Consider the following 21,947-nt stretch of genomic DNA (forward strand, 5'->3'; position numbering starts at 1 on the left):
AGCCTATAGCTGACTCAAAAAAGCCTTACGCTTCTTTTGATTCTTTTTCTTCCAGCTCACTCTTGTGAACCTTGAGTGCGATTGCACACTCAATTCTCTTCTTCTGAAGCTCACAGCCTACATGATAATTTCCAAGGATGCTACCTGTGAAATTAAAGGCATTGGCTGCACAACCACCGCTACAGTAGAATCTAGCGAAACAATTCTTACACTCTTCCTTTGCATATACATTGCAGTGCTTGAATTCGTTAACAACTTCCTTTTTCTTAACGCCGTTAAATACATCACCAAGACAGAAGTCTGTATTTCCAACAAACTGATGACAAGGATAAAGCTCACCAGTAGGTGTAACTGCCATGTACTCTGTTCCGGAACCACAACCAGAAAGGCGTTTGTACACGCAAGGGCCACCTTCCAAATCAATCATGAAGTGGAAGAAGTTGAAGTCCTCATCTGTACCCTGACGACGCATCATTTCTGCTGCAAGGTCGTCGTACTCCTTGAAGAGCTTTGGTAAATCCTCCTCACGGATAGCGTAATCGTCAGTCTCCTGAGCAACTACAGGCTCAACAGAAATCTGCTTGAAGCCCTCATCTGCAAGATGAATAACATCCTTTGAAAAATCAAGATTGTTGCGAGTGAAAGTACCACGGATGTAATACTTGTCCTGGTTACGTGACTCTGCAAGCTTCTTGAACTTAGGCATTACTAATTCGTAGCTTGGAGCTCCCTTCTTGAATGGGCGCATGAGATTATGAATCTCAGGACGACCATCACAGCTGAGAACTACATTAGCCATCTCCTTATTGGCAAATTCCTGAATCTCATCATTTAATAAAACGCCATTTGTGGTGAGTGTAAATCGGAAGTTTTTATTGTGCTCCTTCTCAATTGAACGACCGTAGGCAACCAAATCCTTGACTACCTGCCAGTTCATAAGTGGCTCGCCACCGAAGAAATCAACCTCAAGGTTACGTCTGCTTCCTGAGTTGGCAACGAGGAAATCAAGCGCCTGCTTACCCACCTCGTAGGTCATAAGCTCACGCTTTCCTGTGTGGTACTCACCCTCTTCTGCGAAGCAATACTTGCAAGCAAGATTGCAATCGTGAGTTATATGTAAGCAAAGAGCCTTTACAACTGTAGGACGTGCTGTAAAATCAACAATCCTTGGCTCGTAATTATCCTCTGTAAATAATGCGCCGTCCGCAATAAGGCTATCGATTTCAGACTGAATCTCTGAAAGCTCTGACTCAGCCACCTCAGGATGGCTTTCCTTCATCTGTGCAAATGCCTCATCTCTTCCCTTCTCCTGCCAGAGAGCAAGGAAATCGTAAGTGATTTCGTCTACTACGTGGATGGCACCGCTGTTAATATCAATAACAATGTTGTAACCATTGTTTTTAAACTGATGTATCACTAAAAAAATGTCCTTTCATAAACGCACAATAGACCGTCCCCTGCCAAAAATCAGCAGGGACCGGTCTCACGTTAGTTATTACTTAATTGTCTGGTAGCAATTACTTAGAATGCTCACAGCTCTGGTTACCAACTGTGCAAGAAGTCTTGCAAGCTGACTGGCATGATGTCTGGCACTCGCCGCATCCGCCTTCCTTTACAGTATTCTGTAATCTAGCAGTATTTAATGTTTTGATGTGTTCCATATCGAAAACTCCTTTCAGTAAAATGATTACCAATAAATAGTAACCCTCAGGTTAGTCAATTATACTATAAATCGCCTAAAATATAAAGCCTTTTCCTAATCTGCTGATTTAACCCCGAGAGTAACATTTGCATTGTCCTTGCAGAAATCCAATGCCTTCTGTGTTAAGTATGCCTGACGGAAGTATCTCTCACCTGTATAGCCGTCAACAGAATAGATGTCATAGAAGGCTGTATCATCTTCCTGTGAGCCTGTTGAACCCATAACGCTTGAGATGAATTCCTTATAGCCATCCTCGTCTATCGCAATACCCTCAGCTCTTGCAACTGCTTCAAGGATAAGCTCTGTCTTTGTAGACTCCTCAACGCTTGTCTTTAGGCTCTCAACGTACTGGTCGTAATCCTGCCCCATAGACTCGAAATATTCCTTAGCTGTTGTGCCGTAAGCTTCGTACTGTTTGTCGTACACCTTAAGGTACATATCAACGCGAGCCTGAAGCAATTCCTCTGGAACCCCTGAAACAGTGCTGTTGTTAATCAATGCATTTAAAACGGCTGTCTGAGTATCATTTGCAAGGTCTGACTTAAGACTTGACTCATAATCGTCCTTCATTGCTGAAACATACTTATCAACCGAATCATAGCTAAAGTTATCAGAAACGATTTTGTCTGTTAAATCAGCCTTTGTTGCAATAGCCTTTGCAACATAGTTAATCTGGAATGTAAATGTAACTGTCTTGCCTGCTAAATCAGCATTTCCGTACTGTTCAGGGAAAGTAACCTCGTAAGCAACCTCCTCGCCAACAGAATGTCCTGCAAGTCCTGATGTAAAGCCATCAATATAGCCTGAACCTGATGTAGAGCAATTGTTGGCAACATCAATCATCTGATCCTCAGCTGAGCCACCGTCAAAAGCAACTCCGTCCTGAGAGCCAACATAATCTACATTAACGATTGAATCCTCTTCAACCTCTTTCTTATCTGAGTCCTCAACATATACGCCTGCATCTGCTATCTTTGTGTTTAAGTACTCTTCAAAGCCTTCATCTGAATATTCGTAGGTATTCTCAAGAGAAATCTCAAGGCCCTTGTAATCACCCAAGGTAACATATTCATCAACGTCATACTCTATTGGTGCGGCATCACTAGCCTTTTCTGTCTTCTCTGTCTTAGTTTCAGCTTTATCTTCTTTCTTTCCACAGGCAGAAAGAGAAAAGGCCATTGTGCATATTAAAACTAATGCTAATAATCTTTTTTTCATGTCTTAAAATCCCTCCTCAAAAGTCAGCCTTAGTTTAACACATTATAAACCTTATCGCAAAGCACTTGCATTCTTTCTATATTCGGTTGGTGACACCCCCACATAGGATTTGAAGCTTTTCATAAAATGTTTTTCATTGTCATATCCGACCTGGGCAGAAATCTCATTTACCTTTAAGTCTGTATTGGCCAAAAGTTCCTTTGCTTCTGCCATTCTAAGATCCTTTACATAGGTGACAAAATTAGTACCTGTAAAGTTTTTAAACTCTGTGGAGAACAATGAATAATTCATTGATATATGGTTGCTTACAACTGCCATATTCAAATCTGTTGAATAATTTTCCTTTATGTATTTAATGGCTTCCTGCATTTTTGAAGAGGTATTATCAGAATCATTTTTTAGCATAAACTCTGATTGTCTCTCCAAAATAAAGCTCATAAATTTCTCACGGTAAATATCAAGGCAATCAATCTCCATTACATTTTTAAGCTCTACCGGTACTTCTTCTCTAAAAGTTCCCGTGAACTCAGTAATAAAAAATTCAATCGAATCTAAAAAATCAGAAGCTGGAATCTGTCCTCTTATTGCAGCAATAAAAAAGCCCTCCCACTCCTTTTTAAGGTCTTTTGCTCTATCTGTACCCATCAATTGCACTCGGGCAGATATGGATTTTTTATCTGTGTATTTCTGAGCTGATTGCAATAGCATTTCCGGAATTTCAGGTAAGTCCTCATCTACTACACTCATATTCTGCAAAAAAGCTTCCATTCTTCTATCCCTTGCCTGAGTGTATGCCTTTTTTAAATCCGATGCATCTGAATAGGAATCACTGACACCAACATATCTTATATTATGAATAGTTCTCTCTGATGAAACTATCATAACATTGGACCCCAAAACGTTTTTTAGAATAATTCCACACTTTTCTTCTGGAAGACTTCCAATAGGAGCAACATACACATTAAACTGCTGCCCAACCTCATCCTTTATTTTTTTAGCTATAAGCTTGATGTCATCAGAGGTTGTTCCACTATCCTGAAGAAAATACTTCAAAAGCTTTGTATCAGTAAGCTCTGTCTTTTCCTCGTCTAGTCTTCGATTGTTCAGTTCCTCATCAAGCTTTGTAAGAACTTCCTTCAGCTTATCTCTTTCAACAGGCTTTAAGATATACTCCCTCACTCCCTGTCTCATCATTTCTACTGCGTAGGAAAAATCATCATAGCCGCTGACTGCCACTGAAAGAGGAGGATTATCCAGCTCCTGCACCGCCTGAACCAATTCAATGCCATTCATCTTTGGCATTCTAATATCCGTCAGCATCACGTCAATCCTGGTAGTCTTCAGTATATCCAAGGCTTGCAAGCCATTACTGCACTCTATTACCTCTTCATATGGGACCCCACTTCTTTTGATCATTGCAGAAATTCCCTGTCTTATTAGCTTTTCATCTTCAACAACTAGAATTTTATTCATGAATTACCCTCGTTTACATCTATCTCAATCATAGGAATTTTGATGCTTACCTTCGTATAGCATCCTTCCATAGCAGCCACTTCTATTCCGTAGCCTGGGCCATAGGCCATTTTTAATCTATCCTCAACATTCTTTAATCCAATACCGTTACTTGAACTACCGCTGGTTTCTATTTCACCTGCTATCTTTTTTCTGAGCATCTCCAGTTCTTCTTCATTCATGCCACGGCCATTATCTGTAATCTCTATGATACAGTCGGAATCAATGACAATACCTTTGATATAAATAGTTGTGTCCTCTGCAATCTCCTCCACACCATGAATTATGGCATTTTCAATGATTGGCTGAAGGGACATCTTAGGTATTTTCTGACTTAAAATTTCTTCCGGAATATTCAAAGACAGATATATGACATAATCAAATCTAAGATTGATAAGTGCCATATAATTTTTTATATATTCCAGCTCATCTGCCACAAGCACCGTATTAGAGTTCCACTTCATACTATATCTCAGGAGCTTTCCTAGACTTGTTATGGAATCAGAAATCTGATACTCCTCCTGCATCTCCGCCATCATCTTTATGGATTCCAAAACGTTGTAAATAAAATGGGCATTTATCTGATTCTGTAAAGCCTTAATCTGGCTATCATTTGCCAGAATTTCTCTGTCGATATTCTGCTGCATAAGAGTCTGAATGTTGTCAAGCATTCGATTAACCTGGTGAGCCAGCTCACCCATTTCATCTTCTCTGCCCACATCAGTAGCTCTTACATACAGATTTCCTGCACGTACCTGTCTGATTGTACGCAAAACATCATAGAAGTTCTTTAAAAGATTAAGCACTACGCGATTAACCAAGAAGTACAAAACAACCAGAATGCAAATCATCCAAAATACAAATGCATTTCGCTGACTATGAACCTCATCAATATTTTCTGAAATATTTTTTACAGAGACAAGCGTTCCTGAAAGCTCATTAATGTACATTCCCGAAATAACACTTTTATCATTCTTACTGTAATAGGTTTTAATATCCGGAGTCTCGCCTTTTTTTGCGATTTCCTGCATCTGCCTTGCCAGAGAAATGGCGATTTTTCTAACAGCCTCGTTAGTGTTCTTTCCGAAAATAACTCTGCCCTCAGCTGTAACAAAGCAGCTGATTTCACCGGCAACATTTTCATACAAAGATGGGAACATTGTCTCCATTTTCATATTAGCCTCGATCACACCAAGCTCTCCGTATTTACGATTTGTAACAGGTGTAATCAGTGCCATCATTGGAGTATTATCTCCACCAGAAAACAGATTATCTTTATAATCAAAAATCCATCCACCCTCTTCTAACATAGGAGTCCATGCCTGTTTTTGAAGACGGCTGGCAGAATACATTACCGGCATCATCTCCTGCACATTATCTGTGGAGGCATAATATCTTGCTCCTCCAAGTACCGGGTTTGTATTGATAAGTCTTTCAAGAGCTGCCACGTCATTGCGATATATTTTTATCCACTCTTTGGTGGTATATTCTCCACCATTTTTCGCATTAAGAAGCACCTTGTTCATGGTTTCATCTGACAGAAAAAACTGTGTAGTCATATTGATTGAATCCACGTTATTTCTAATACTATCCTGCCTTCTAGCCATTGTGGAAGAAAGATATGAAACATTTTCATTTATGGTAGACTGCTCAATATTGAAAAACATTATTCCGCTTAGGATAGCAATAGGCACCATAACAAAAACCAGGATAATGGCGGTCAATTTAATATTCAGTTTTACGCCTTTAATCGATTCCCAATTTTTCTTTTGCTTTTGCAACATATTGATATCGTTTCTCCTGAAGCTGTTCGTAGCCTAACGCGTTACGCTCTTCTTTATATCTTTCTAAAATTTCATCAAACTCTTCTTCACTTTCAGAAATAAGCAACTCCTGTAAAGTCTGCGCCCACAGTGCCTTTATCTGACTATCTACATAAGCATCCTCAGTATCCGCTGGCAAAATAACATCATACTGACCTGTGTAGCTGGCATAATCATAGGTCCACTCCTCCAGTTGAGTAGTAGGGGAAGTATTCTCTGGCCGCCACTTTAGCTGCATTACGTTATCCTGCAGCATCCAATATGCATCATCTGCCCCATAAATCTTGTCGTAGGTGACCCTATCAGAATTAAGCAGTGACAGCACCTCTGGTTTTATCACTGGCTTGCCATCCACCATTTCGTAGGTGATTCCTTCCACTCCCAGATACACTAACTTCTGCCCCTCCTCCGAAATCAGGTAATCCATAAACTGAATAGCCCTATCCGGATTTTTGCAGTTTTTAGAAATCATAGTAACAGTCCATCCACTGACTGTGTTTGTAGGAAGCACAGGGTCATCCCCATTTTTATTCTTCGGACCATCCACAGCTATATAAATGCTATTAGGGTCTCTGGAGTAAAGTAGCTTCTGCTGGGCTGCCATATCCGTATACTGATATAGCATGCAAAAATACCTTCCCTCAGCCAACTTTTCCTCCATCTGGATTCTCTGGTCGATAAAAATATCTGTAGCAAGATACCCTTCCTCGTTTAGCTGTCTGAACATCTTTAGCCACTCGATGTACTCAGGGTCTGTATTTCTATCATAGAGCTTGCCGTCCTTTTCGTATGGCACAGCCAAAAAATTCTGTAGATACTGATCAAAGGATACATTTCCCGAATCATCAAAAAGATGTGCACCTATTGGGATAAGAGGCTTTCCATCCACTTCAGGAAACATCTGCTTTGCCTTTCTAACAGCCCTCTCAAAACCTACAATGGTGGTCATATCCGGACTTCCGATAGCCTCGTAAATATCCTTCCTTACCAAAAAAGTCTGATTCGAGCCTATGTTATCGTTGCTCTCCACGTCCTGAGGAGTGACACTAGAACAAGGATAACCATAGATATTTCCATCACTTTGGGTATACCAACTAACAGCCTGCTTATCGCACACCTGATAAAAATATGGGTCATACTCATCTGCCAACTGATTAATGGCATGCACCATATCCTTCTGTATCATCTCGTTGACCTGAGGCTCCCACCATCCCAAAGTAATCAAATCAGGCAGAGATCCAGACTCTATCAAAGCATTAAGCTTTTCCTCTTCATTACCCTGTGGCGTTATGAAATTAATATTGACCCCAGTGTTCTCCGTAATGGCCCTGGAAACCACACTGCTTCCCCAGCCTGTATTAAACCAGGAATAATTAATATACCAGTCCAAAGTAATCGAATCCTCTGATGCTGGTGTATTATCTACAGTTTCCTTTCCACAGCCCACAAACGTTGTCGCCACTAAGCTCGCCGCCATTATTCTTTTAATTGTGCTCAATTTAGTTTCCATTTCCCCATTATACTAATTACCCACCTGTCTTTCAATCAATCCTTGTTTGCCCCCCTCTTCCTCTGCCGCCGCCCGTCCCATCCTGCCTTTGTAGTCTAGTCCCGATAGCCTCCCTCTCGGCCGCCCTGGGCCTGTGCCGCAGGAATATCGCAAGAATATTATGTTTTTCATACTTGCAAAGTCTCGCATCTTTATTAACAGGTGTCTTTTGTAAGTCTTTACAATTTTGAAAAATGTAGTCAGCTGGCGGACACTAAGTAGTCTACATAGGACTTCAAATTTATATAGGTGAACTTGGGTGATTTTGTAGTGAGCCTAGAAAAATAAAAAGCTGATTTTGCAATGTATAGTCAGCTGCCGCTAGGACGGCGGCAGCAGTGGTCACTTGAAACACGATGTTGAATGTGCCACGGTGACTATACATACAAAATCATGCTTTTTAAATTTTTCTTGGCAAACGGAGTATGAACCCAAGTCACCTATGTATATTCGAAGTCCTATTAAAATAATTAAAGGTGTCCGCCATCTGCTCTACATTTTTCAAAATAGTTCATACTTCAAAAGACACCTGTGGATGCTCCCTTTTTGCAAGTTGAAAAACTATAATATTCGCGAAATCATTCCTGCGGCACAGGCCCAGGGCTGCCGAGAGGGAGGCTAGCGGGGCCCAAGTAACGAGCAGGATGGGACGGGCGGCGGCTAAACAGGGCCGATAGCAAACAAGGACTGACGCCAAACAGCGCCAGCCCAGTTGGTTTATTCTTTTACGCTTCCAGCGGAAATACTGCTGATGATGTACTTAGAGCAGAATGCGAATACAATCATGATTGGCACTACGGATATGGCAACGCCAAGGTAGATTGCACCCTGATTTTTTTGTAAGTCGGTGGCAGCATTAAGTGTGGAAATCATAACCGGTAAAGTCATCTTTTTAGGAGTATTTAAGAGAATTAATGGTGTCAGGTATGAATTCCAGTTTCCAATGAAAGCTCCGATGGACATGGTAGCAATACCAGGTGCCATAATTGGAAGTACAATCTTGTGGAAAGTATGTATTTCCGATGCCCCGTCGATTCTTGCTGCTTCCAGCAGCGCCTTTGATAAGGTTGATTTCACGTATTGACGAAGGAAGAATACGATTCCAGGCGCCGCTATGGCAGGAACAATAAGAGGAATGTATGAATCTATTAGTCTAAGCTTTTGGCAAAGATTATAGAATCCGATAAGAGAAAGCTGTGCTGGTATCATCATAAATACCACGATTACCTTGAATAAAAGGTTGTTGCCCTTCCACTCATACATAGCCATAGCGTATGCTGTGATGGCTGAAAAATATGCTGTAAGAAGTGTGGCAGGAACAGCCACTTTTATACTGTTTCCAAAACCTCTGAATAGATTTACATAATCGAAGAGTACTACCCAGTTGTCCTTTAGGCTGTGGCCTGGCAAAAATGAAAATGAATGTGTGATTTCCACACCGGAACGGGTGGAATTTACAATCATAAGCCAAAATGGAAGAAGACATCCAAGGGCTAACACAATTAGTGCTATATAAAGAATTACTTTTTTGATTTTTGTAGCCATTGCTTAGTCCTCCTTTTCACCGATAAATTTAAATTCAAGTACAGATACAATAAGAATTATGATAAACAGGGTGTATGCAATTGCTGATGCAAATCCAACCTGATGAGTTTCAAAACCAAATTTGTACATGTACATAACTACAGTCTGAAGTGTTCCACCTGGCTCACCTGCTGTAGATGCACCTGCCACACCATTGATAAGGAATGGCAAATCAAAGAGCTGTAAACCACCGATAAGTGATGTAACTGCTACATATAAAAGAATTGGTCGAAGCAGTGGTAGAGTTATTTTTCCAAATGTTTTCCATCTGCCGGCTCCGTCGATTGCTGCTGCCTCAAAGTAAGCCTGTGGAATACCCTGAACGCCAGCCATAAGCATAATGAATGAATTTCCAAACCACATCCAAGCCTGAATTACGGCTACTACTGCCCAGGCTGTAGAGCGCTGTCCAAGCCAGTTTACCTGCTGGTCAATAATGCCTGCTGCAAGGAGAATCTGGTTGAAGGTACCATATTTCCAATCTAATAATGTTTTGAAAAGAAAAGCTACCGATGTGGCTGCAATAAGATTTGGAAGATAGTAAACTGCTCTGAAAACTGGAAGTCCAGAAATCTTGTATTTAATATCCGAAAATACGATAGTAAGTAAAAAAGCAAGACCAAGCTGTAAAACAATGTTTAAGCCCCACATTTTTACCGTGTTGTAAAGCGAACGCCAGAAGAATTTATCTCCTATAACACGCTTGTAATTATCTAATCCAACGAGAGTAGGGTCACCATAGCCCTTGTACTCTGTAAAACTTAGGTAAAGTGTTCTAAAAACAGGATAAACACTAAAAATCAAAAAAACGATGACGAATGGGAGCACAAATAGATATGCTGCATTATTCCTATTCTTCATCAAATTCTTAAAAGAAAACGCTTTCATCCTTTCCTCCCTTTTAATATAGGGGCTAGCAAAGCCAGCCCCATTTCATCATCAAATATTATCTTTCAACAGTAATATCTGGATATGTAGATTCAACTACATCGTAGAACTCTGCGATTGCATCATCCTTGCTCTTCTCGCCAGTCTTGATAGCTGTAATAGCAGCACCCCAAGCATCGTTGATAACCTTGTCATAACGAGTTACCTTAGAGTAGTCGATATTCTCAGCCTGTGCCTGCCAGAATGAGTACATATGCTGATTTCCGTATACTGAATTCTCATCATCCTTGTGCTTCTCGAGAACTGATACAAGTGAAACTGTGTCACCTTCAGACTTCTCAATCCACCACTCAGCTGTCTCTTCATCAAGTGTTACCCACTTTAAGAAATCCCAAGCAAGATCCTTGTGCTCTGACTGAGATGAGATACCGATGAATGTACCACCACCGAAGCCTGATGCAGGTCCTGAGCAAACGCCCCACTTACCTGATGTCTCGCCTACATTGTCTCTAAGTGTAAGAACGCCCCAGCTAGGAAGACCAAATGCAAATACCTCTGTCTTGTCAAGGTCCTTTGTAGCTTCCTCGAACTGTTCTGCATCCCAAACGTTTACAGAATCATCTGCGTAGTTCTGGATGTCAGCTGTAAGGATAGGTACCTCGCCAGCCATAGCCTGATACCATGGTGTAGACCACTGGTTGGCATATGCAGTATAGTCATTCTGATAAAGATCAATTACAAGGTCCATATAGTCAAGTCTTGCCTGATTTACGTTAAGCTTTCCATCAACGACCCACGCACTATCCCCCGAAAAATAATTAATCTCAGCATCTGAAGCAAAGATTCTATAGCCTGCATCCTTAAGTGTCTTTGCTGTATTAAGAACTGTGTCATAATCAGCAAAAAGCTTTCCGATTTCTTCAGGATCTTCTGTTCCAAATACCTTCTCAGCTATGTCTCTACGATAGTAGATACCTGCTGGTGTAATCTGGTAAGAAATTGCACGCTGAATTCCTTCTGAATCCTGACCAACCTTCCATACATAATCAACAATCTGATCTGCATAATCCTGTGCATTGTATGGTGCCTGATTTAAATCTTCAAAGTAGTTTGCATCGTAGAAATCCTCAAGCATCTGTGGCTCACCTACGATAATATCTGGTGTTGTCTGACCGCCGTTAAGAGCTGTCTGTACCTTTGTTACATAATCTGCTGGTTCGATTACTACTGTTTCAATTTGAACATCAGGATTCTCCTCAGCATATTTCTCTGCGAAGGTCTGAAGATCCTTTGCAAGTGTCCAGATAACAAGTTTCTCTCCGTCCTCGCTACCTACTGTTGCTGAATCTACGTTCTCGCCTTCTAATACGGCATCACTGCCATCGCTTCCGCAAGCAACAAGTGACAAAGCACAAGCGCCTACGAGAATTGTTGCTAATAATTTTTTTAGCTTCATTCTTCAATCCTCCCAACATTTGTAGTTGATTTGTTATATGTAAATTATAGGTTGGGAGAATTTCTGAAAGAATGATACTTTTTTTATTTTGGTGTCATTTTTACAGTTACTTTTTTAGCTAATCTATCCCTAATTTTCTTTGCTACCTCTCCAGTAACGTATTCCCTATTAAATCTATAAATAGTCCCGTCAAAAAGCTCAACTTCTATATCCGTAATTACGTATTCACCTGGAATGTAATCGCAATGTGCTGTCATTTCATAAACCAACTCTGTCTTTCCAAGTAATGTAGTGCTTACAGTGTGTTTTAAATCTCCACTTGAAATCAAATACTCTGGAATAGCTGGAGACAAAGCAAAAATCAAGCCATTTTCTTCATCATATTTAAATATGTCTTTTCCAAAGAAAATGAGCTTCCACATACTGATAAACTCTATAGTAGAACCACTAAGTCTGGCTACAAAGCCCTTGCCGTGAATACTCTCGTTTGGATTCTTAGAGCTTACAATAAAGGATGAATTTTCAAGAGTACTTCTTCCGTACTCTTCCCTATCAAGAAATGGTATGGCAGCCTTTTTGAAATCTAAAAAGAACTCTTCATATAATCCACTTCTAATAAGCTCCAGCAGATACTTATATTCCATATGTAGCCAGATAGATTCATTCTCTAGCCAGCCTGGTGTAAAAGCTCTGCATCGACCGATTTCAAAGCTGGCATCCTGAAGTGATGCATTAACCTTGTACATAGATAGCTTTTCATCATATAAATCACTGTTTTTGATTTTTGAATACATATTTCTTTTAGCTTCTACATCATTTCCAAGCTTAAAGTAACGCACTGGTCCCTCAAGGAAGTATGGAACCTTAACCATACTGAAATGCTTTGGAATAATTCCGTTTTCCTTGCATTCATAGTCATGGATTTCATATGTAAAATATGCAGGGGCAATACCATCTGAAAGCTCTACTGCTTTTTGGATTGATTCCTTTAACTTATTGCTAAAGACCTCCAAAATCTGCTTTAAATCATCTGAATTGATTTCCTTATTTTCTTCATCAAGACCTGAATATACTTTTGCTCGATACTGTTCCTTAATATCGTTTTTGCGATTCCAACATTCAAACTCACTAGTAGCTTTAAGAGTGACATCCTTTACCTCCGAAATGAACTCTAAAACCCCCTTCGGAAATACGATATTGTTATCAAATTTGCCAAGCATATCCTTTGTAAATTCAACCATTCTGGCAAGCTCATAGGTTTCGTTCATAGATGAACCCATAAGACCTGGAAGACCATTTAAGGCATCATACCAGCCTGGTTTACCACCCTCCATCTCTACACCAAGGCCGTAGGCATCCAATGTGGCAAACTTTACAGCACACATCAAAATCAATTTAGCCATAAGGCTCATATCTATTTCCCTGCCATTTTTGTAGCACTCAAAGCTAGAAGCATTTTCCACTTCAGTTCTATTAACTAAATAATTGTATTGTCTGATGCCGTTTTCTGTTTTTGTATATCTTTCAAATCTTGGCAATACCTTTTTATTTGCATTGAAGGATTTTACTGATGTGTTATATAAAAGGTTCTCAGTCTTATCTGGATATATTTCCAAATATTCTTCTATTAAATCCAGATTATAGGTCCAATGATCACTCCAATATCCCTCTCCAAATCTGGCATTTGCTGTCTTTTCAGCCGCACTCATTATTTGAACAAATCTGTCCTTTTGCTCCTTGTCAAACTTGTCATCACCTGCATCCATTAATGCTGCTGCAAGCTCACCTGGCGTAAAAGGTTGCTTGAGACAAAGTCCATCTAATAAATCCTCAGAGACCTGATATCTCATTTGCTCAATAGATAAAGGATTGTATCCATCTAGCTGAATAAGGCTGTAAAACATCTTAATGTTGTCTTCCATAACCTCTGGACTGAAAAAGGTATCGCATCTTCTGTTCTGATTAACATCTCTGAAATTACCATTTCCCTGTGAATAAAACTCAGGTGACATGGCAAAATAATTGTAATCTCGCTCTAAATCTCCATGCTTTCTAGAGTACACATAAAATGTATGATTATCTGTCAATCTGATAGGAGTACCCCCACGAAGAACATTATCCATGTAGTTATATCTGCAGTAGTTGTCAAAAACCTTATTTGCTGTTTTTGTATTTACTACAGCTGTTAGCTTTTCAGTAAGTTCAGCTGCTTCAAAAAACTTCTTTTGGAAATACTCTCTGTCGATTTTCTGTCCTAGAAATCTAGCTAAAATATCCTTGTTTCTAACCTGACCTATAAGCTCATACAAAGTGATAGTTTCATTTTTCTTTAGAAGCTTTTTTGTTCCAAAAAAGGCGCAAGGCAACTCGTTTGATGTGTTTTGCTTTTTTTCAAGCAACGCATCTATGCTCTTTCTTACAAAGCCCATTGGATTTTCTAAAGAAAGATCATAATCAAATACCACACCAGGATCCACGATTACATCAAGAGGAGTGCCATCAGCCAAAAATCCTACTGCAAAATTTCCGCCCTCAACCCTCGATACCTCTGCGGAGTCCTCCATGCTTACCCTGACTCTGTAATATGGATGCTTGTTTTCAACATTCTCTACCTGCATCCAGGCCTTTGTGGTCTGGGCCATCATTTTCATGCTTTCCTGATTTACACCGTATGGAATAAGGCAAGGCATACCATCTATTATTTCAAGTTCTCTGTCTCCATCGCTCTCATTTGTTATTTCAACTACACGCATCAATGCCCCAATCTTTTCCCCTGGCATTGTCCCGTAGTTTACATTCGCCTTTATACCTTTTTCGTGAACCACATCCTCCAAACCTAAAACATTCATATAAATGCTCATTTTATTAGAGTCGTTTTCCTTCGAAAAAGGCTCTATAATCTCTCCATCTACCTTTATAAAGGTTCTAAAACCTGTGCGCTTCACATTTTGATATGCTGTATGGGCTGGATAAAATTCCATAATGCTATGGTCTTTGTCCTGAACACCGAAGGATACAACAGCCTGTCCTCTATTCACGTAATAGCACCACATTGGTATACCTTCCACACCAGATATGCCTGGAAGGAAGCTGGCAAAAGGAGTCTTTCTTCCATAGTCAAATATCTCATCCTTAACTTCAGTATTTATCTGCATTTAATTAATCCTCCCTATTTCAATTCGATTTCCACAATATGATCTTTTTCATTCCAATCTATCAACAGTTTTTCTGGAATTATCACCTGATTTTTCTGAGGCTTCACCTTGCTTGTGGAGTCAATAATTACATTTGAAATTGAATAATCTCCATAATCCTTGTGCTTTGTATTTTTGAAAACAACCTTAAATCGATGTCCTCTAAATGGCACCTGAATAGCAGCTATTCCTTCCTCATTAAATTGCTCTTTTAAAAGCTTTGGCTCTATATACAAATCTCCTGCATTTCCACGTACACCAAAGGCTTCTGTCACCATAGTAAGCAGGTACCAGCTGGCAGCTCCTGTAAGATAGCTGTAAAGGCCTTTTCCCTTTTCATTAAAATATTCAGGAACTCCAGGATAGTTATTGCTGATTTCAAAATTATCCGATGCCATAAAAAGCTCATTTATAGCTTTATATCCCTCTTTTACAAAACCTCTTTTATAGAGTGCGTTGGCATACATAACAGCCATATGAGAGAACACCGCTCCGTTCTCTTTTTCACCATATGCGAAACCAAACATTCTTCCTAAATCCAGGCGAAGGTCCTTAAAATCGGTATTTAAGGCATAGCCTCCAAGACCCTTTTTGTACAAATACTTATCGCAGGATTTTACAATGGATGCCACAGACTCCTTTTTAGCTGTTCCACTCATTATGGAGAAAACCTGACCTGTCAGCATCATTCTGACGCCATTCTCAAAATCTCCTTCTACCCTGGCGCCATTATTGTCGTAGTAGCCGTTGAACCAGCCATTTCCTTCCTTATCTGTCACCCATTCCTCTTCGCGGATTTGCTTCATCATAAAGTCCGCCTTGTGCTCTAACAAAACAGATATTTTCTCTATTTCTACCAGGACGGTCTCCCCTGGAATTTCGCCTAACACCTCCTGAACATATTTCTCCAGCACTTTCCTTCTCTTGGCAGGATTTCCATATACTAAAATAGAATCCTCCTCCAAAAGAATTAAAAGTTCCTTCAAAATCGAAACCTTGCTACGGCCGGTTTTTGCTTTGTAAATTCGTAAATACGTAGCAAGCTCCTTTAGATTTCCAGCATAACCACAGGTGAAAGCGACACTCTCCCCCTTATCTGGTGCCATATCCAAAGCATCATTCCAATCTGCATTAAGTAGCCTTATTTTGTTGTGTGCCCCAACATCATAAAAGGCGCATAGATTTTCCAGCAGAATATGCTCAAGAATTGTTCCCTTGTATACCTCACCCTTTGCATTCTTCTGTTCTAATCCATATTCTTTAGAATGCTCCTCATCTCTTTTTGTCACTCGATTTATAAGTGCATCCTTAAAGTATGACACCTTTTCATTTAAGATATCCAAATCACCGGTCTGGTCCATATATAGCTTTACCGTCAAAAATGGCCAAAAGCCGTGGTCCATCCAAACTCTAGGAATTCCGTTTCTATCTGCCTTGAATTCGCCTTTTTTATCTCCGATTATTGTGGCATTGGTTCCATCCAGTCTCACTCCCTTGAAATTGTTAACAAGCATATCCCTAACCTGGGTAGGGTCTGTAAGAAGAAGTGCCAGACAGTCCTGCCATAAATCTCTCCAACCTCTTCCACCTCTTCCATAATCGTGATGAGGCAGGAATGAACAGCCAAATATGCGTCTAAGCTCTGGCTGAAAAGACACCCATTTCATAAATCCATCGAATCTTTCATTGCCAGTTTCAAAAATAATATCAGCAACACTATTCCAGTAATTTTTTGTGGTTTCAAAAAGATTTTCCACCTGAGTTTTCGAATAAATAAATCTTCTGATAATATCCATTTCTGCGATATTTTCATCGTCAACCATTCCTGTAACTATCTGAAAGCTACAGCTTTCACTCTTTTTCAAGGAGCACTTAGGGAATCGAAGAACAGCTACAATCTCTTTGCCATCAATAGCCTCTGTGGGCTTTTTCCAGATAGTATCCTTACCATTCTTATCTAACAGGCTACGAGGTCTGAGGAATGTACCACCTGCTCCAAGATAATCCTCAACATCCGCAATAAATCTATTTGGTTTATTGCCATTTTCATCTCTTCCAAACACGAAATAAGACATGTCATTTTTCTGATGTCCTCTCTCATCAAAAGAAAGAGTAGGATGCATAACCACTCCATCATCAGTAATCACTGCACGATTAAGTAGGGATGTAACATGTCTATGATCCCTTAGATTGTCAGCACTTCTGCCATATAGCGGTATGGCTGCCACAGGCTCAAAAAACAAATCCTCGTCAGAAAGATTTTCAATAGTTACAAGCATTATCTCCGCATTATGGTCGAGGGTATCAAAAATAGTTGTAGTGCTTTTCAGCCTACCTGAAGTGTGATTTCTCTCTACCCTCTGCCACATTCTTCCTGCTGTAAGCTTTGTACTGTCCTCTTTATCTGTAAATCTATTAGCTTCCTGTTCAGCAGAAACACCTGTTACAGACCATAATTTCCCATCCATCACTAGAAAGAAATTCCTGGTATCTCTGTCATTGCTTAGATTTAATATGCTTTTAGGTGCAATCATAAAATGATTTTGGTCTGTTTTTGCATCACCGCCAAAATCAGGTGTAACTGCACTTTTTAATCCTTTTTTACTTGCCATCGGCAAATATAATCCACTAGTGTGCTCCGGATTCTTTAGTTCAAAGGTTCCATTTTTGTCCACGTAATTTATCTTGCTCATATTTACCTCTTCTAAATTTTCTTCTGCAAATTCCATATTCCTGTAACTTACTTCATTTAATCTTAGAAAAGGCAAGACACTAAAAAAAGGACACCTTTTTTAGGATGGTGTCCTTTTTATATTTCTTCTTATTTTCAATTAATCGAACTTCAGGATAGTATTAAGAATTCTCTTTGCATTAAGTTTTAACTGGTCATGGTCTAATGCACCTTTTTCATCCGCAAGCTTCAACCTATCAACAAAGCCATTTCCCATCTTCAGGTCATTTCCTGCATTTACTTCCTTGTACTGCTCTCCTCTGGTCCACCAATCTGATGTAACCATTCCTTCATAGCCCCACTCTTCTCGGAGAATTCCTGTAAGTAAATCGTGACTTTCAGATGCTCTCTCTCCATTTACCGCATTATAAGCGCTCATAATAGTGTATGGCTGTGCTTCCTTTACAACAATTTCGAAGGCCTTCAAATAGATTTCTCTTAATGCTCTCTCTGAAACTCTTGAATCGCTATGCTTTCTATTTGTCTCCTTATTATTACAAGCAAAATGCTTTACAGAAGCACCTACGCGATTGCACTGAATACCATCTACAAGAGCTGCTCCAAGCTTTCCTGCCAAAAGAGGATCCTCAGAATAATACTCAAAGTTTCTTCCACAAAGTGGACTACGATGAATATTGATTGCAGGGGTAAGCCAAACAGCAAGATTATTTTCCTTTATCTCTTCGCCACCGGCTTTACCTACTTGAGCAATAAGATGCGTGTTCCAAGTGCAAGCTAAAAGTGTAGCACAAGGGAAGGCTGTAGTGAGGATTCCCGTTTCTGGGGCAATTCTTACTCCGGCAGGTCCATCAGCTGTCATAGCACTAGGCACGCCATATTCTGGGAGATTACCAAAACCGAAAGTATTGGCAACACCAGTATTTGGCTGACCACCTACAAGATTCATCAAATCTTCTGTAGATAACTGCTCCATAAATTCATCAAGAGTAATCTTTCCCTCTGCCACATCGGATAGAGGATGGGTCCCTTCCTTGTATGGGTAAATCAAGCAATAGCTATCCCTTGCCCTAACAGAAGGTGTTAGTCCCTCCTCTGTTCCTGGCTCCATTTTTTTAATTATGCTTTCATTTATAGCCTTATGCTGACCCTGTGGTAATTCCTCATAGCTACCATCTGCAAGCATTCTTTTTTCCAGCTCAACTGGAGCTAATTTATGAGAAAGTGTTGCCACAACCTCATCTTCCTCGTTGTTCCATACCAGGTTTGTAGCTGCCACATCCAAAGAATCATTTCCAAGGAAGAATTTGTACTCTCCTTTTTCTAATACATAGCAAGCTTCCTTAACCTTGCCCAAATCATCATAAGATGAAATCTGATATTTGCTAACGGATAGTGTTATAACCTGGCTCTCATTTGGGCCCAAAACTCTGGTCTTTGCAAAGGCTCCTAGCTCTCTGGATGGCTTTCCAAGCTTGCCCTGTGGCGCACTATAGTATAGCTGTACAACATTCTTTCCTGGAATGCTGCCAGTGTTTGTAACCTTTACAGTAAAGTAAAATGTATCATCGCAAAGTGACATTGCCACTATATTGCTTTCAAAGCTTGTGTAGCTTTTTCCATATCCAAATGGATAGACAATCTTCTTTTCAGCTTCTGGAATAGTGAGGAAATATCTGTAACCTACATAAATGTCCTCATTATAATTTACATAATTAAAGGACTCGTGGAACCCTTCTGTAGATGGATAGTCCTCCAAAGTGCCTGCAAAGGTATCTGCAAGTCTTCCGGAAGGATTCACATCTCCAAGAAGAATATCAGCTGCTGCATCGCCACCTTCCATTCCACCTTGTCCCATATAAAGCGCACCGTTAATACCATATTCCTTGATCCATCTCAAATCGATGATTCCACCAATATTTACTACCGCAATTACTTTTTTGAAATTCGCTTTTACGATATCTACAAGCTTATTTTCCTCATCTGTAAGATAGAAATCTCCCTTAGGGAAAATCTCTCCTGAAATCTTTGGCATAGAGGTTTCAGATTCCCAAGGATTGTATTCGTTGTTGCATTCAACACTACTTCTATCCCAGCCTTCTCCTGAAAATCTTGAGATTACGATAATCGCTGTATCCGTATATGCGATAGCGCCATTTAAAAGCTCAGAAGAAATCTCTGGCTCTGAAGTCATACCTGGAACTCTTCCATTTCCATACTGCTCTTTTAAATCATCTTTATAGAAGCTGATAAGTGGTTCATAAATTGAAAGGCCTTTAGCCTTTAGACCATCATACAGGCTATGAACATACTTGCAATATACATCGCCTGAACCACCGCCTCCTTTTACATAGTCAATGCTTCCCTTACCAAAAAGCGCCACAGGCTGTTCCTTTGACAGTGGGAGCACCCCATCATTTTCAAGTAAAACCATTCCCTCACTGGCTGCTTTTCTTGAAAGCTTTATATGTTCCTCACAGCCAGTCACTCTTCTATCTCCATATAAAGGTAGAGCTGGCTGATATAATAATCTGGACCATTTTTGCATAACACACCTCCTGAATAAAATCTACTTCTTCAATAATAACTTAATCAAAATAGTTTTAAAGTATTTTTATTTTTCTATAGTGATATTTTTTTGATAAACATTAAAAGAGCTTGCGAGAGATTTACTCTTGCAAGCTCTTAAGAAGAAGAAAAAATAATTTTTTTGAAGAAGCTTTCTTTGCTTGTTTCTTTTATGGTTTTTGTGTTTTTTCCAGTTTCTTTGGCTTTGGTGGTTTTGTTGTTCTCTCGTAAAGAAGAGACATATCAAAAATTTTCTTGGCCAGCTCTGTAGTTGACTCCTTTGCAAGAAGTCTCCACTGCCAATTGCCACTATCTGTGCCTGGAACATTGATACGATTGTATTTACCAAGGCCAAGATAATCCTGCATCTGTGCCACAAAAAGCACTGCCACAGAACCCATTCCACCTCGAATCATGCCCCAGTTGAAGCCTTCAGACTTTGAAATACCCAGATATTTGCTGGCATATTCTTTGTCCTTTTTATTGGCCTCTTTGTACCACTCCATAACAGTGGCATTGTCATGAGTACCTGTATAACAAACACAATTTTTATCATAGGTATGAGGCTGATAATTGTTTGGCTCACCTGAATCAAATGCAAATTCCAAAACCTTCATGCCAGGCCAGCCACTGTCAGAAAGAAGCTTAACAACTGTAGGTGAAGGCTCACCCAAATCCTCAGCAATGAATTCAATACTAGGAAATGTCTTTGATAAAAGTCCTACCAAATCCATTCCTGGACCTTTCTTCCACTTGCCGTTCTTTGCAGTTGTGTCCTTTGCAGGAACTGCCCAATACTCATCAAAACCTCTAAAGTGGTCGATTCTTAGAACATCATAAAGCTTTGCTGCGCCCTCGATACGACGAATCCACCAACGATAGTTGTCTTTTTTCATAGCCTTCCAATCATAGCAAGGATTGCCCCAAAGCTGACCTGTTTCACTGAAATAATCTGGTGGAACACCTGCTACTTCTACTGGATAGTTTTCCTCATCCAGGCTGAAGAATTCAGGCTCAGCCCAAACATCACAGGAATCCAGTGCAACGTATATAGGCAAATCACCTATAACCTCGATTCCAAGACTATTTATATATTTTTTCAGCTTTTCCCACTGCTTGAAGAAAAGGAACTGAATGTATACAAAGAATTCAATCTGCTCTGCAAGGTCTTTTCTGTACTTTTCAACTGCAGCCTCTTCATGAAGACGGATGTCCTCCTCTGGCCACTCCTGCCAACTCAGCTGGCCAAAATGCTTTTTAATTGCCATGAAAAGTGCATAGTTTTCAACCCATGGATTCTGTTTTCTAAAATGAGAAATCTCTCCTAATGCCTCGGCATAACCACGTTCCTTTGCCTTCTCCAAAATCTTGAAACGGCTCTCGTAAATCTGACCATAATCCACGTATCTTGGATTGGTTCCCCAGTTTTCAGCATCAACTTCCTTTTGTGTGAGCAAGCCTTCCTCAATCAGCATATCCAAATCAATAAAATATGGATTGCCTGCAAAAGTCGAAAAGCTTTGATATGGACTGTCTCCATAACTGGTAGGTCCCAATGGAAGCACCTGCCAAAATTTCTGTCCGGCCGCCTTCAGAAAGTCAGCAAATTCATATGCAGCCTTTCCGAAAGTTCCTATTCCATATGGTGATGGTAATGAAGATATAGGGAGCAATATTCCACTACTTCTTTTCATGATTTAATCTCCTATAAATTATCTAAGTTTAACGGGAAGGCAGGCCCATTCAAAATTGCCTCCGGCAATG

At 40.0% G+C, this 21,947-nt stretch carries 13 protein-coding genes; all 13 read right to left on the reverse strand.

Going from position 1 to position 21,947, the window contains the following annotated elements:
- Positions 1-25 precede the first annotated feature (25 nt).
- The 13 genes from scfB to malQ all read right to left on the reverse strand — a co-directional run bounded on the left by scfB (position 26) and on the right by malQ (position 21,877).
- Positions 26-1,417: a thioether cross-link-forming SCIFF peptide maturase gene (gene scfB, locus FXF36_RS07180; protein WP_151623136.1), complete on the reverse strand. Its 1,392-nt coding sequence runs from the start codon at positions 1,415-1,417 to the stop codon at positions 26-28.
- A gap of 100 nt (positions 1,418-1,517) precedes the next feature.
- Positions 1,518-1,661: a six-cysteine ranthipeptide SCIFF gene (gene scfA, locus FXF36_RS07185; RefSeq protein ID WP_015548727.1), complete on the reverse strand. Its 144-nt coding sequence runs from the start codon at positions 1,659-1,661 to the stop codon at positions 1,518-1,520.
- A gap of 95 nt (positions 1,662-1,756) precedes the next feature.
- Positions 1,757-2,920 (reverse strand): FKBP-type peptidyl-prolyl cis-trans isomerase, encoded by a 1,164-nt coding sequence (locus FXF36_RS07190; protein ID WP_151623137.1) that lies wholly within the window; start codon positions 2,918-2,920, stop codon positions 1,757-1,759.
- Between the two features lie 51 nt (positions 2,921-2,971).
- Complete coding sequence (locus FXF36_RS07195; RefSeq protein ID WP_151623138.1) at positions 2,972-4,393, reverse strand: response regulator; 1,422 nt, start codon at positions 4,391-4,393, stop codon at positions 2,972-2,974.
- Positions 4,390-6,216, reverse strand: coding sequence for a sensor histidine kinase (locus tag FXF36_RS07200; RefSeq protein WP_151623139.1), 1,827 nt, complete (start codon positions 6,214-6,216; stop codon positions 4,390-4,392). The genes FXF36_RS07195 and FXF36_RS07200 overlap by 4 nt, the downstream gene beginning before the upstream one ends.
- A complete protein-coding gene (locus FXF36_RS07205; protein ID WP_151623140.1) occupies positions 6,179-7,765 on the reverse strand; it encodes an extracellular solute-binding protein in 1,587 nt (528 codons plus the stop codon). Before FXF36_RS07205 ends, FXF36_RS07200 begins: the two co-directional genes overlap by 38 nt.
- Before the next feature lie 756 nt (positions 7,766-8,521).
- Positions 8,522-9,349: a carbohydrate ABC transporter permease gene (locus FXF36_RS07210; RefSeq protein WP_015548722.1), complete on the reverse strand. Its 828-nt coding sequence runs from the start codon at positions 9,347-9,349 to the stop codon at positions 8,522-8,524.
- A 3-nt stretch (positions 9,350-9,352) separates the two neighbouring features.
- On the reverse strand, positions 9,353-10,276 hold the full coding sequence (locus FXF36_RS07215) for a carbohydrate ABC transporter permease (RefSeq protein ID WP_243143594.1): 924 nt from the start codon (positions 10,274-10,276) through the stop codon (positions 9,353-9,355).
- Positions 10,277-10,334: 58 nt separating this feature from the next.
- Complete coding sequence (locus FXF36_RS07220; protein WP_072916437.1) at positions 10,335-11,732, reverse strand: ABC transporter substrate-binding protein; 1,398 nt, start codon at positions 11,730-11,732, stop codon at positions 10,335-10,337.
- 83 nt (positions 11,733-11,815) lie between these two features.
- Positions 11,816-14,887 carry a hypothetical protein gene (locus FXF36_RS07225; protein WP_151623141.1) on the reverse strand — a complete coding sequence of 1,024 codons (3,072 nt, stop codon included), beginning with the start codon at positions 14,885-14,887 and terminating at the stop codon, positions 11,816-11,818.
- Between the two features lie 14 nt (positions 14,888-14,901).
- A complete protein-coding gene (locus tag FXF36_RS07230) occupies positions 14,902-17,619 on the reverse strand; it encodes a GH36-type glycosyl hydrolase domain-containing protein (RefSeq protein ID WP_151623142.1) in 2,718 nt (905 codons plus the stop codon).
- Between the two features lie 138 nt (positions 17,620-17,757).
- Positions 17,758-20,163, reverse strand: coding sequence for a glycoside hydrolase family 3 protein (locus tag FXF36_RS07235; protein ID WP_151623143.1), 2,406 nt, complete (start codon positions 20,161-20,163; stop codon positions 17,758-17,760).
- Between the two features lie 190 nt (positions 20,164-20,353).
- Positions 20,354-21,877, reverse strand: a complete 1,524-nt coding sequence (gene malQ, locus FXF36_RS07240) for a 4-alpha-glucanotransferase (protein WP_151623144.1) — start codon at positions 21,875-21,877, stop codon at positions 20,354-20,356.
- Between the last annotated feature and the right edge of the window lie 70 nt (positions 21,878-21,947).

The sequence above is a fragment of the Pseudobutyrivibrio xylanivorans genome, assembly GCF_008935055.1.
Lineage (GTDB): Bacteria > Bacillota > Clostridia > Lachnospirales > Lachnospiraceae > Pseudobutyrivibrio > Pseudobutyrivibrio xylanivorans_A.